The sequence below is a fragment of the Parasphingorhabdus sp. genome (genome assembly GCF_039982395.1).
In the GTDB taxonomy this organism is placed as follows: domain Bacteria; phylum Pseudomonadota; class Alphaproteobacteria; order Sphingomonadales; family Sphingomonadaceae; genus Parasphingorhabdus.
In genome coordinates this window covers 231,349-245,386 of record NZ_JBDWYO010000003.1, presented here as the reverse complement: position 1 = coordinate 245,386, position 14,038 = coordinate 231,349, and the positions used below count along the sequence as shown (strand labels likewise).

Below are 14,038 nucleotides of genomic sequence, written 5' to 3'. Positions count from 1 at the left end.
TATGGATCTGCGTATGCTCCGGTAACGACATCCACATGCTATAAACTTAGTGTCCGCTTTTGCGCCCAAAGCGGATACTGGCCATTTGACCGTTTAATCCCAGCACCAGATAGCTGGAAAACCGGTAATCGGAACATATCATGCATTGTTGGCTCGACCTGCAAATCGCTATATGTGATTTGTCAGCTGGTTTTGTGTTCTGCGTGCTAGTTATGTGGAACTGCTGCTGTGGTGGGGGCTGGGGCAGTTTGGAACAGCGACGATCGCTAAGAAATTTGTGCCTAGAGGCGGTTTGGCACTTGCTCGTTTCACCGACATAAATCTGTTCAGTCTGGCGGATGGTTATTTTCTCGTTGGCCGATAATCCAATATTGGTTTAGGGTCTTGTCAGGGAAGCAAGTCACGGCGTTCAATCGCGCATTCTGGAGCTTGGTTTACGCGATGAAGTGGGTGTTCACGATCAAATATGTCATCGCGACTTTGCTCATAATGAGCATGGGCTTGAGTGCACCTGCCACTGCTCAAACCGGTGTTGACGCTGCAGATATTTCGCCCACTGTTTCTAGCGTCACAGCGCAACGTCGAACGGTTGCCCGTATATTCGGTCCACCTGCACGGCTAAAGGCGGGAGAAAGCCAAGCCAACCTCGAGCCCTATATCCGCTTTGCACCGAATTTTAGCGGCAAGCTGACGGCAGAAAATCTTGCCGATTTTGCAGACGATGCCGCATTCGAGCGAACCAGAATTAGCAACTACGGGTCGCCCGGCGCGCGGTTCATGCTGACGGTCGCGGTGAAAAATGCAGGCCCCGAAACAGGCAGCTGGCAACTTTTTACCAAGCGCGCTGGTTTGCCCGAACTCACTTTTGCCGAGCTGCGCAATGACCAGATAGAAATCATCAGGGATCGCGATGATTCTGATTTGGGAGAGCATCTCCAGACCTATCATGGGTTTGCGCACTCCTTCCAACTTAAAGCAGGAGAAACACGCTATTTCATCGTCCTTTTCAGAGGCGTGCATTCCTCATCTTTGCCATTGAGAATTTCCGATCCGGCCACGGCCTTGAAGCGACAGAATTTCAAGATCGCCGCGATTACTGCCTCGACCGCCAGCATGTTGGTGCTGATGCTCGTCGCGACGTTATTCTATCTGGTCACTTCTGGCAGGCACTATCTGTGGCTTGCGCTTGCGGAACTCAACCATGCAGCATTTGTCGTCCATGTAAATGGCTATTCAATCCATTATTTGCTGCACGATACTGGCATATGGATCTATTCGCTTGGCTGGGTAATGCCTTGCCTATACGGGCTAGCAATGGTGCAATTTACGCGTGGCTTGCTTGATACTGCAATCACCTTGCCGCGGCTTGACCAGATGCTGAAATGGCTCGCGATCCTGCTAGCAGCGACTTTAGCGCTGATCATGATTGCAGCGATAACGTCTTCGGAATGGCTGCTTTCCTTGGCCGGCTATCCGGTGCCTGTATCGCTGACAATCTATACTTTCGGTTTGCCGTTTGTCGGCATCATTGCGGTTAACCGATTGGGCAAGCAATATATCCCGTTGCTATTGGCATGGACATTGATGGCGGTGTTCAGCGCCTATTTTACCATTGCATTGCTCGACCTTGGTGTGACCTTGCCGTTCGACTCCTATTTCTATGGACCTGTGGGCGTGATCGTCTCTCTTCTGATGACGTTGACCATGGTGCTGCATATGCGCAAAGTTATGGCTGACAAACAACAATCCGAACGGGATTTGATCACCAGCCTCGAGGCGCGCCTTCAACTCAGCGAAGAAAAAGCCTCCGCGCTTGCAACGATAAGCGATCAAGACAATTTAATGCATGCTTCGGGGCATGACAGCCAGCAAGTGATGTTGGCGCTCAATGCTATCGTCGATTTTGCTGAATCCGATGAAGAGTTGGAGTTGCCGAGCGTGCTGACTCAAACGTTGAAAGCCTCGGTCAAACAATTGGACTATATCGCGCAAACCGGCATGCGTGGTCCTCTTTCGGTGGGAGACAGTCTATCGCTCGTGATGCTGAGCCGAATTGAGCTTCACGATCTCTTCGACCAAGCAGAGTTGATCTATCGCCCGATCATTCAAAAAAAGGGCCTGGTTCTTAATATGCCCGCGAAAAACGACTTCATATTGATTTCCGATCGCGCTATTTGCGCTCGCATTCTATCAAACTTGCTCAACAATTGCGCGAAATATACCGATCGCGGGTCGGTTACCGTTGACGTTATCGCGGAAGATTCAAATATCCTTATTGAATTTCGCGATACTGGGTGCGGGATGGAACAGGACTTTGTCGATCGGCTGGTCAAAGGTGAAAATGGAAGGCTACGCGCGGATGAAAGGGTGGAAGGATCAGGTAGCGGATTTGCCGCCGCTCTTAAGGCCACTCGCATGTTGGGTGGCTCGATTGAGGTGAGGAGTGAGCTCGGCAACGGTTCAAATGTCCTGGTAAGACTGCCTGCCATCTCTACCGTCCCAGAATGTACTGTCGACGCGTTCATCGAAGATGCCCGTACCGTAGGGATAGACGTGATCAATAGCGATGTTCCTGGTGTAGAGGTTGCACGCGCTCAATCCCGAGAAATACCTGTTACTGGCGATCCCACGGCCAAAAACCGCAATCGACTTTCCGCATCCAGCTCGCTGGCGCTTCTCAAACCTGTTAGTCTTGATATGCTGGAGCATCCGGTACTACTCGCCAGTTTAGAAAGTGAAAGCCACCGACCATTATGAAGCGGTCCATTCTTCTTGTTGATGATCATGAATTGACACGGGCGGGCTGTCGATTGTTGCTGGCGCGATTGGACAATTTCCAAATCACCACCGAGCTTGATGTCGGTGGGGGGGTTATCCAAGAGGTATCGGAAAACCGCCCTGACATTTTGATCCTCGATATCCATTTGCCCGACATGAATGGGATGAGTCTGCTAGCCGAACTCGTCGATGTCCACGAGATACCAGTATTGATTTTGACCGGACAGGATGACCCCCGCGATTTTGCATTTGCTTTACGAATGGGCGCGCGCGGTGTCGTTCGCAAAAATGACCCGTCATCGGCGATCATCGATGCGATCCAAGCAATAGGTGATGGAGAAATATATATTTCGGCCAGCGTCTCCGAAATGCTTGCAGAGATGGGGCAACCCAATATTGAGCTGTCCCCTCGTCAGGCCGCAATTCTCCATTATCTGTCTGTTGGCGAAACCAACAAAGAAATCGCCTACAAATTGCGGATTGCCATGCCAACAGTGTCATTTCACATCGGCGAGATGCGTAAGAAATTGGGTGTCGGCACCAACAAGCTGATTTTGAATGCAGCAAGAAGTGAAAAACTTCTCTGAGCACCGACCATCTGCAAAGCAGCAGATTTTGCATCTACCAGCCAAAGGCAATGCCGACCCGTCCGCCCGTAGAACCTTTAACAGTCGATCCGGAAATCCCGCCGGTGATATAGACATGGTCGGAGACCTTGCCCACAACCGAACCAGCGAAACCCTGTTCTCCGCGATAAGTTGCCAGATTGAAATTCACCGCAAAAGTGGTGTCTGCGGGCATATAGGTTCCGCCCAAGGCAAGCGCCGCTGCAATACCCCCGTTTGCATTGCGATCTACCTGAGAAACTGCGTTTCCGAGACGGCCCACACCGTTTTCCAGCCTATCCAGCCGTTCGTCCTGCACGACATTTTGCCCCAAAGCGGTATTCGCCAAATCACGGACGACCCCCAGCTGCAGATCTTGAAGCGTATTTTGCGCAATGGCAGCATTGGCTTGCGACAGAGCTGTATTGGACGTTGATGTGTTGGTGTTTATCCGTGCAAAATTTTGCGCGATTTGTATGACATTGTTCGAAATATCGGAACTGTTGGTCGTAATCTGTGTCACATTTTGCGCAATTTGGCTGCTATTTGCAGAGATATTCGTCGTGTTTGCTACAATCGCGCCATCTTGGACAGTATTTTGAGCAATCGCGGTATTCGCTTGTGACAGCGCGGTATTGGCCGTTGCCGTGCTCGACGCAATCTGTGCAGAATTTTGCGCGATTTGCGTGCTATTGTCAGAAATGTCCAAAGCGTTGGTGGCAATCGCCGCGTCTTGAATCACATTTTGCGCAAGCGCCGTATTTGCTTGCGACAAAGCGTTGTTGGCGATCTGGTTATTGATGCTAATTTGCGTAGCATTCTGTGCGATCTGTGCCCCATTGGTAGAAATGCTGGATGCGTTAGCCGCAATAGCGGAATCCTGTGTTGTATTTTGCGCAAGCGCTGTGTCCACACGACTGCTATTGTCGGCGATCCGGACAGATTGTTGATCGATCCGACTATTTTGAGCGCTATTGTCCGCCTGAACTTGCACGATCGCATCCGCATTGTCCTGAATTGCCTGTCCTTGGGCAGCGCTGGCAGCAATAGCGGTGTTCGCTAATGTTGTATTATTGGCGATCAATGAATCCTGCGCGACATTGGTCGCTGCATTGGCGGTAATTCCAGCCGTGTTGGCATTAATCTGCGTGTCTTGTGCCACATTCTGATCAATTGCATTTTGGGCTAGCGTCGCTGCATTGGCAATCGCAATATCCTGGTTTGTATTTTGGATTAAGGCGGTGTTGGCGAGATTACGGACCACGTCAAGCTGGCCGAGATTGACAGCGTCCTTACCATTCACGCCATCGGCCAAATTGACGAGCCTGCGTTCGTTGCCAACCGCACCGATGGAAACCGTATTCACCTCAACCGCTCGCGATTGGAAGCCGATTGCGATGCTATTGCGCGCGTTCACAAAGGCCTCTGCACCTATGGCGGTGCCTTCGCGGGCTATAGCCATGCTGGTGGCTCCAACCGCGGTGGTCGACCGCCCGGAAGTTTCGGTTCTGTAACCCACGGCCGTCGATTCCCGACCCTCCGCTTTAGCCGATCCGCCGACTGCGCTTGCTCCCAATCCGTCTGTTTCTGCCGCTGTACCAACAGCAAGGGACTGCTGCCCAACGGCTTCGGTCAGAGCACCGAGAGCAACCGAGATAGCCCCTCTGGCTTCGGCAAGATCGCCAATCGCGGTTGAATCCGTTCCAGTAGACCTTGCGCCACCGCCTGCTGCCAAGGATCTATTGCCGGATGCGTTTGCGGGCGCTCGGCCATCACTGTCCTTGTAGGTGAAGAAGGGGCTTCCGCTGCTGGATATCCCTGAAACAGCGCTCGTTAATTGCTGAACCGTGACAGCATCGGTAGCGTTGGTTCCGGCGGCCAGATTTGTGACCTTCCGCTTTATGATTGCCGAACCGACAGAGACACTATTCGCCTCATCAGCCACTGATCCACCACCCAATGCAACGCTTTCAAGAGCGTTTGCCTGTGCTGCGGTTCCCAAGGCTAGAGCGTTTATGCCATTGCCTTGTGCCCCGCTGCCGATGGCTATGCTGGTATCGGCGGTGGTTGTTGCTTGAGCACCAATGGCTATCGACACCTCGCCAGTGGCCACGCTGTCGCCACCAAGCGCAATCGCGTCGGCGCCCAATGCGTCGGCATTGGCGCCTGTACTATTGACTTCTAGATAGGGATTGGAGCCCCCGCCTCCGACGCCCACACCCGCTATTGCGGTGGTCAGTTGACTAAGGGTTACGGCATCGCTCAAGTCCGTGGCATCCGCGACATTTGTGATCCGTCTTTCCGCGCCAGCCGCACCGACGGAAACAGTATTTGCTGCATTTGTGACCGAACCAGAACCAATCGCCACAGAATCGTCAAAGAGCGCTGATGCTTGATAGCCAAGCGTGACACTTCGGGCACCTTGCGCAAGCGATTCCACACCAATGGCTATCGAATTTACAGTCAGGGCGTTGGACAGGCCACCGAAGGCAAGAGATCCTGCTGCATTTGCAGTCGCGGTTTGCCCCAAGGCTATTGCGGCATCGCCGTTGGCGGTGTTGCTATCACCCAACGCCAGTGCACCATCTCCCGTTGCGGTATTGTCTTTACCGATGGCAACAGCGCCTTCGCCTGTCGCCAGATTAGGGTCACCGATCGCAACCGCGCCATCACCATTGGCATTATTATCCAGCCCGATCGCCACCGCGGCGCCATTTTCTGCCGTTGCACCATTGCCAATGGCAACTGCATTTTCACCACTGGCGTTGCTATTCCCACCGATTGCAAGCGCTTCAATTCCTGTCGCCTCCGCTGGTGCGCCAGCACTGTTGATTTTCACATATGGCGTTTTGCCTTGGACAACACCGGCAACCGCGGCGTTCAACTGCCCAACTGTAGCAGCATCGCTCGATACGATACCGGCTGCAACATTGGTGATGCGGCGTTTGATCAAGGACGATCCCACCGAAACAATATTATCTTCATTTGCCTGAGAACCACTACCCAGCGCCACACTGCCGCTGCCGGCAGCCTCGCTTTCTGCACCCAATGCGGATGAAGCCAAGCCCGAGCTGCGTGCTTGCTGCCCCAGAGCAATGGATACCCCGCCGCTCGCAGAGCTGGCCAGACCGACGGATATGTCCCCCAGCTTGTCGGCTCCTGCTCCATTGCCAACAGCAACCGTTCCTTGACCTTCGCCTTCCGCAAAGCTGCCTATCGCTATAGCGCCGTTCTGATTGGCCGTAGCGCTGGCACCCACGGCTACAGTTGACTGTCCGGCTATAGAATTTCGCCCTACAGCTATACCATCAATGCCACCGGAGAATGAATCTGCACCGACCGCAACACCGCCCCGCAAAAATACCGTCGCACCTTCACCGATCCCAGTTGAACCTTCACCACCAACCGAACTGTCAGCTCCAACGGCGACATTGCCCTCTCCGCTTGCCCGCGCATCTTGTCCAATGGCAATAGCCTGCACAGCAAGCGCATTGGCGCTCCGGCCCGCAGCGATAGAGTTTGCGGCAGCAGCTTGGGCCGCCGCCCCAAAGGCGAGAGAATTCACACCCAAAGATTGGGCTTCCACGCCGATTGCAACTGCATTGCCAGCCGCCGCGCCTGAAAGCAGGCCGATCGATATGGCACGATCTCCCGTCGAGGCGCTAAAATAACCAAGAGCGATACTGTCTTCTCCGCCAGCCTGGTTGTCTTGGCCAATTGCGACCGACCGGACGCCCTGCGCGCGGGCAAGACTACCGACTGCCACAGCATTGGCTGCGCTTGCTTCTGAATAGCTACCCAGAGCAGTCGATTGCGCTTCCGAGGCATTGCTTCCTGTGCCCAGTGCGGTCGTTTCGATGGCAGTGGCGCGCGAGTTTGCACCGATAGAAGTCGCGGCGACGGCTAAGGAAGCTGCGGCATTGCCTATCGCTAGGCCTGCTTCATTCTCGGCCACCGACGCATTGCCGATCGCGATCGAACTCTGGGTCACGCTACGCGCCAAGACACCGCCTGTACCCGCTCCACCAACGGCACCGCCGCCCAGGGCGATCCCGGCTTGATAGGATTCCCCATCTGGGTTGCCGAGAGTGATAGCACCGCCAAATGTTGATACGCCCTGCCCAAAATTGGCGTTCGCAAGGCCAGTCACAGTGCCGGTAAAAGTCGAACTGCAAAAGTCGAGAGTGTTGACGTAAGTACTGAGAATATCATTTCCGAGGCCGATGCCATCACCGACCAGTTGGGTGACGACGCCCGGCGTCTCTGATCCTAGCACGCCTAGGATAGAACCGGCGGCCTCCGCGATGCCGCCCGCGAGTCCCAGACTGCTGGCTGTAATCGCCAGGGAATCCGTGATAGGATCAAATTGTTGCACGCACGGGCCGAAGACACTGCCAAGACCAGACCCACTCTGGTTGACGTCAATATTTTTGGTTCGCAACGCCCCTGCGATAATATCCTGAATTTTCTGTTCTTTGAATTCCTGCGAGCGAACGCCCAGCGCAACCTTGCGGATTTGCCGTTCGAGCTCCTCCTGTTCCTCTTCAGTGAACACATCTCCATTGCCGATCGACCCACCACCCAGAGTATCATTCTCGATTTTGAGTCTGTCATCAGGGTCGCCGGGCAGCACTATTATACTATCTGGTGTGGTGGTTTGCGCGAGAGCAATATTCGGTGCCGCAACCAGCCAAGCCGCGCTCAAGCTGAGACAGGTCAATGTTGCGGTCTTGGACTTTAAGCTGCGCGTTTTGGAATATGCGATCATGATAACTGCCCCATCTAGTTGAACCGGACCATCTGCGGTCCGCGACCAAGATTTGGTCGTTTCGGTAAATTGGGAAATCAAAGCTCTGCTTGCCTAAATGCCGGACGAACCAATATCGCAGCCACAGAAAAACCTCCCCGCCAGCACTGATGTTCAGGCCGACGTGGGGGTAATTCTATGTAAAACTAAGGCTGTTGGAACCCTGAATTAGTTTAGGGTGTTGGGCCCGATAGGTGCTGTTTGCCAATTTTGAAACACCAATGGAAAAAGTCCACCTTTGCGCCCAAAGCGGACACTGCAATTGAAAGTAGGGGCTAGTGGTTTCGAACTCTCGGCCAACCTTTATCTGTCGCTGATATCATCCAACCGGAACTCCAGCATATTAGTCTAAATAGCCCAGCGCCCGGAGTCTTTCGACCACTTTCGGATCAGCATCTATGTCATATAAAATGTCTTCGCCGATCACTGGATTTTTGGATCTCAATATGTTCAGAAAGCCTGTGCTTACGTGCTTTAGTCTCAGTTGATCGAAACGCCGGGAGACGGAATCATCCTTGTTATATATATCGTGTCTTTCATCTTGGTCTTTGGATATTTCAAATAAGAAGCAACAATCGCGATCACCGTCATATATATATTTATAGCCGTCATGGATGATGGAGAGTCGGTAGATCGTCGAATTTCGATGTCCATGCATCTCGCTGTAAACCGGTCTTTGTTCACTTTCATTTTGGTTCGCAAGGCTGCCTGTTAGGCTTTGTCCCAGCATAGACTGCGGCTGGGACACATCGGCTAGATCAAGAATGGTGGGAGCAATATCTATTTGGCTGACCGTTTTTGCCACATTGGGGACTTGCTGTGTCTTTGCCTTGTGGACAATCAGCGGCACGTGGGCACCTTCTTTGTGCATTTGATTCCAACTATGCGCCCAAGTGCCATGTTCGAAAAACTCTTCGCCATGATCGCTAGTCAGAACAACATGAGTATTTTCCCAGTTCTCCATTTCATATAGCGCGTCGAACAAATTCCCAAAATGCCGATCCATCTCTTCCAATTCTTCGCGGTAGAGCTGCTTCCAACGTTCGCTGCGTTCCGGCCCTGGATCAAACTGTCCTCGGCAACTACGATTATTTTTCCACAGAATCCGGTCTTTCCAAACCGCTTCCTTTTCATCGCTGGTTTTCGGTCTTTGCGCCGACTGATACGGCCAATGCAAATCCATAAAATGCAGCCAGAGAAAAAACGGCTTGTCATGACTTTCTTTCAGCCTCGATAGACCTTGATTGATGACTTCGCCGGCATTGCACGCTGGTCTTGGTGGATCCGGATGCATGCCGACTAGGGAAAGAAACTTGCGGACCAGCCGTCTACTCAAGAAGATACCGGAACCCCGGAGCGCAAAAATCCGGTCGACAAGGCTGGTTTCTACAACTGGTTGAATATCAACAAACTCATCGAAACCACGATCAAACCCTTGTGCGGCCCCGCATACCGGATTTGAAGTAATGCCGATCGTTTTATAACCTGCTGCTTGCAATTGATCCGCCAGCATTGGCCGCTCGCTCTCAATTTTTCCCTGAGCAAAATTAAATTGAGATGAGTATGTAGAAGAGAAAAGCGCAGTCATCGCTATTTTGGTCCAGCCACCACAGGTATAGTGGTTGGAAAACCAAGTAGCCTGACGGGCAAATTTATCAATATTCGGCGTTTTTGTAGCAGAGCCATCTTGCAGTCCAATATGATCCCCACGCCAACAATCGACCGACAACAGGATAATATTGGGACGTTCGCTTTGCTCAGCCATGGATTGTTCGGAAATCATCAAGAATGAAATTTGCTAACTCTTCAAGTCGCGACAGATTATCCGGCCGCCTGATCGCGCGACTATGTTTTTCGCGAGCGAATTCCGCGAACAGAGAAAAATCCTGCCGGCGCATCTCATCATCCATCATATATTTGCCATAGCTATTGCTGTTGAGAATACGCGCCGCTGTGTGCGGTTTAAGCTGTTCGATATGAAAAGCGGCGTCCTCTACCTCGCGCCCAGACAGGATATATACGGCATCCAGTAACTGAGGCTTGTGCGGAAATGCACCGCTGGTTTCATCTTGCGCCGCTACATATCGTTTCTCGCCAATCGACAGAAGTTCCCTGGATTCCGACAGGTTACGCCCGGTCAGTTCTATAGCGGGCTGGGCCAGTCGCATGAATGGATAGCCGGGCTGCACCCAGAACTGGCCTTCTTCTTGGTTCACAACAGCGATATCATCGGCAACCAGCGATGCGCCACATTTGGTGAGCATAGCCGACGTTGTTGATTTTCCCGTTCTTTTATCGCCAGTTAACGCAAATGCGCGCCCATCCAGTTTCAGCACACTGGCATGAAGACAACTCTTCTTGCGCAAGCGGGATATCACTCCGCATACTGGGCCAATGAAAAAAGAGATCGCATCGATTTGAGGAATAGGGTCCGGTCGTAGGAGACAAACATTTGAGCCGTCTCTGGATACTATAAATTCCAGCGCACTGTCGGAATCACGCCTGAACAGCAGTTTTAGCTGCTCCGCATGTTCGGCAATCTCAATACCATGTTCAGGTGCATCAGGAGAAGGATATGTCTTCTTCCATGGAGCGGCTCTCAAATCACTATCGGTATCGCCATCTAACTGGAAGCAGACGTCCACATCTATGGAAGCATCTGATTCGGCAGGCGCTAGGAAATCAATAGGCACGTCAGACCGAATATTTAGGCCATACGCTCCGTAAACCAATACCATTTCATTTGCTCATCACATAGAAAAGGCACCAAGCCATAAGCTCCGGTGCCTTTTTTTGGAGGTGTTTTTTTTAAAAAACGCTTGCTGTGTAGGACGGATATCCGCCATCGTCTCCCGTATCACCGGATATTGTGTCGGTGAGTTCACTGACCGGGCCATAATCCTCGAGATGCGGAGCTTTGTAAGCTTCGGCTTCAATTTTGTTTTCGTTTTCTGCCATGTTCATTCCCCTTAAATCTATCTTCTTTCGGTGTCTTTACCACTATGTACGACATTTGTATTTTTCTAGGCTAACACGATTTTTCTCAACATAAGCAGCAAGTTGGAGATATCGGTTGAGCCAGTGATTTAGCGTAACAACCCGAACAATGCCTTTTGTGTCCGCTGACGTCAATCTATCAAAATCAAGTGCATTTTCCAAGAATAGATTGAGGTCTATAAAATCGCCAATATGATCCGGATCAGGAATGGATCGCTGCCAGTCTGGTTCACCATATTCTTCGATATTGGCGAGCATCGGATTGCCCGGAAGCGCGGTTTTTGAACGCACTAGTATTTCGTTTGGCAGTTGGCCTTTCATGATTTCTCTGAGTAAAAACTTGCGGTGCAACCACGGATATGGCGGGATAGTCTGACCATATTCGATCAGTCTAATGTCAAAAAAAGGAAATCTTACCTTCATCGGTAAAGACGAATAGGCTGGGCTATGCCATTCAAAAACGCGCCGCCACAGAGGATGTGTTTGCATATCGATGCGGGCATTCTGATTTACACTGGCACTGCCACGAAGCCGGTTGTAGCGATCCTCCAAATTGGAACTTTTGACAAAGTCACCTTTCAGCCAGTTTGGAAGAGGTTGGCGGCTAATGGCGTTCGCACTCTTTTTTCGACTCCGTTTCATCCTGGTTATGAATGTGGGTGGAGGTTGGCGATGAAATTTCCAGTTTTTCATGGCATCTGACAAATACAGCCCGACCTTGCCCGATTTCCACAAATCGCCCCAGTAACCTTGAGTAGGCATCATTAGTGGATCGCCACCATAGCCCGCAAAAAAAACAGGACTTTTGCTGGCGCTATCAGAGAAAATATCAAACCGGGGCGAATGACGGTGCGCAAAACTCGGTTCTGGTGGCAAGTCAGCAATGTCATCAATATCAGGGACCAACACCTCGTCACTGCCTTTGTATACAGTCAAAGGCAGATTCAGCTTTCTAGCAACCTTTTCCGCAAAAGGCTTCTCAAGGCTTAGGCTGTCGACCGATGGTACATGGGTATAAGCTTCCACCCTTTCCGCCTGACCTTCATCTTTCAGGTTTCCAAGTACTGCGGCAATAGACGTGGAGTCCATGCCCCCGCTTAAATGAGTCCCAGCAGCATCTGCGCGCATTCTATCGGTAACAGATTGTTTGAAAATATCACCAAACTCTTCCAGATACTGCGCATGGGATCGTCTTTGGTAATTGGGCTCCGGGACGGTCCAATATTGCTGCACCTTCAACTTACTTTGATCCATTTGAAGGCTGTGGCCTGGAGGCAGTTTTTGAATATCGCGAAAACTTGTGCTGTCAGGCGTATGGTTCATCCGGAACAATAGATAATCGCCAATGGCCTGTTCGTTCAAAGCATCCGAAACGTCTGGATGCACCCTTATTGCGCTCACGTTGTTGCTGATCAGAAAACCACCTTGCAATTGAGCATAATAGAGTGGGCAGACACCCATATGGTCGGTTGCACAAAATAGCCGCTTCAACCTTTCATCCCATAATATGAAAGCAAAATCGCCAACGAGATGATCCAGACAATCTAACCCCCAAAGCGTGTAAGCATGCAAAATCAAATGATCGTCAGTTGCCGATTGTTCGATGGTTGCGCCTTTGCCGCGCATTTTTGAAATGAGTTCAGCGCGCCCGTCAATTCGCGCATCTGCTGTAAGCCAGACTGCGCGGTCCAGTGTCGATGGCTGCGACTCTTTTATGGATTCGCGAGTTGTTTTCAGCAACGTATGACCAAGCGCGATGGGCCCATTTTGCCAATAGGCCTGATCATCGGGTCCTTGCTTTTCGAGCAGGAAAATCATGTCGGCCAAAACCCGGTTTTCTAACCGATTCCCGTCAAAGCGGAAATATCCGCAAATTCCGCTCATGTCATATCTTTCGGTTGCTCAAACTGGGCGATCGACTTGTATCTTTCGCGGACATGCTTACCAGCATTTAGGATCTGACCATCAATTTCGAGCCAAGCATGGGCTTTGAATATTTTCTTCTTGCTCACGCCTATGTTCAGTGTGGCGTTCACTCCTTTTCTCTTCAGCTGCCACCAAAAAACCAGAGACCTGGCCAGACATTTGTTTTCCATCGGCGTGATCTGCATTGCTTGTTTGAGGCTAGCAAGGCTTTGCAGGACTTCGGATCGAGGAACATTTGAACGTTGAGGTTTGTTGTTGGTAGTCGCGTTCAATGCCTGCCATGTCGACTTCAACCCTATGGTTCGCAGACACAATTCAGTAATGGGAACCAGTACAATATATTGCAGAACAGTGATCCGGGATACTGGCACGAGCAGTTAGGTTCGTTGTTCCAAAAACCGCGAAACGATTGCACATCGCTGGCCAGCTAGAACCGGAGTGTTTTCGTGAACCAGATGGGCAGGATATCCAACAAGCATCCCTTGTTCGCCGCGCAATGCGACCCCTTTGCTCAACTGTCGACCTGATCAAAAGTCAACAGGCCTGCATTGTTCAGCTCCACAACAAAGACACCAAGATCTTTTTTCAATATGTCGGGATCAACATCATAGGCTTCGACTGCTCGGGCCAGCGCTTTGTCAACATCGCCTTCTTCTTTCAACCAAGTCCAGAAATTGATGCCGTTTCGGTCCAAACCATAATAGCGCTCATTGTTGATATTCAAAATGACCGCTTCCTCACCCATATCTTCAAGCAGCGCATTTTCTGAAATTGTTATTTTTCCAGCAGACATGTCGCCGCTCGTTTCGTTCGATTCTTCCGACATGAATGTCCCTTGTGAGATGTCTATATTCGTTCGAACTATGGTTGAGAACGACCGGTGTCAAGCAAGTAGATTGCCGAAAAATTGCTCGATGATGAATAA

Annotated in this window: 9 protein-coding genes; 2 read left to right on the top strand and 7 right to left on the bottom strand. The window is 51.2% G+C overall.

What is annotated here, in order from left to right:
* Positions 1-384 precede the first annotated feature (384 nt).
* Together ABJV08_RS07840 and ABJV08_RS07835 are read left to right on the top strand one after the other, a co-directional pair.
* Entirely contained in the window at positions 385-2,757 is a 2,373-nt protein-coding gene (locus ABJV08_RS07840; RefSeq protein ID WP_348040704.1) for a sensor histidine kinase, read from the top strand.
* The gene (locus ABJV08_RS07835) at positions 2,754-3,365 is read left to right on the top strand and encodes a response regulator transcription factor (protein ID WP_348040702.1); all 612 of its coding nucleotides are present in this window, start codon (positions 2,754-2,756) and stop codon (positions 3,363-3,365) included. Before ABJV08_RS07840 ends, ABJV08_RS07835 begins: the two co-directional genes overlap by 4 nt.
* A gap of 34 nt (positions 3,366-3,399) precedes the next feature.
* On the opposite strand, the gene ABJV08_RS07830 is transcribed toward ABJV08_RS07835, so the two are convergent.
* The 7 genes from ABJV08_RS07830 to ABJV08_RS07800 all read right to left on the bottom strand — a co-directional run bounded on the left by ABJV08_RS07830 (position 3,400) and on the right by ABJV08_RS07800 (position 13,939).
* Positions 3,400-8,151: a hypothetical protein gene (locus ABJV08_RS07830; RefSeq protein WP_348040700.1), complete on the bottom strand. Its 4,752-nt coding sequence runs from the start codon at positions 8,149-8,151 to the stop codon at positions 3,400-3,402.
* 382 nt (positions 8,152-8,533) lie between these two features.
* Positions 8,534-9,955 (bottom strand): sulfatase, encoded by a 1,422-nt coding sequence (locus ABJV08_RS07825; RefSeq protein WP_348040698.1) that lies wholly within the window; start codon positions 9,953-9,955, stop codon positions 8,534-8,536.
* Positions 9,948-10,454 (bottom strand): hypothetical protein, encoded by a 507-nt coding sequence (locus ABJV08_RS07820; RefSeq protein ID WP_348040696.1) that lies wholly within the window; start codon positions 10,452-10,454, stop codon positions 9,948-9,950. Before ABJV08_RS07820 ends, ABJV08_RS07825 begins: the two co-directional genes overlap by 8 nt.
* Positions 10,455-10,998: 544 nt before the next feature.
* Positions 10,999-11,148 (bottom strand): hypothetical protein, encoded by a 150-nt coding sequence (locus ABJV08_RS07815; protein WP_348040694.1) that lies wholly within the window; start codon positions 11,146-11,148, stop codon positions 10,999-11,001.
* A 42-nt stretch (positions 11,149-11,190) separates the two neighbouring features.
* Positions 11,191-13,005: an asparagine synthase-related protein gene (locus ABJV08_RS07810; RefSeq protein ID WP_348041265.1), complete on the bottom strand. Its 1,815-nt coding sequence runs from the start codon at positions 13,003-13,005 to the stop codon at positions 11,191-11,193.
* A 62-nt stretch (positions 13,006-13,067) separates the two neighbouring features.
* Positions 13,068-13,484 carry a lasso peptide biosynthesis B2 protein gene (locus tag ABJV08_RS07805; RefSeq protein WP_348040692.1) on the bottom strand — a complete coding sequence of 139 codons (417 nt, stop codon included), beginning with the start codon at positions 13,482-13,484 and terminating at the stop codon, positions 13,068-13,070.
* A gap of 140 nt (positions 13,485-13,624) precedes the next feature.
* Positions 13,625-13,939, bottom strand: a complete 315-nt coding sequence (locus ABJV08_RS07800) for a PqqD family protein (RefSeq protein WP_348040690.1) — start codon at positions 13,937-13,939, stop codon at positions 13,625-13,627.
* Between the last annotated feature and the right edge of the window lie 99 nt (positions 13,940-14,038).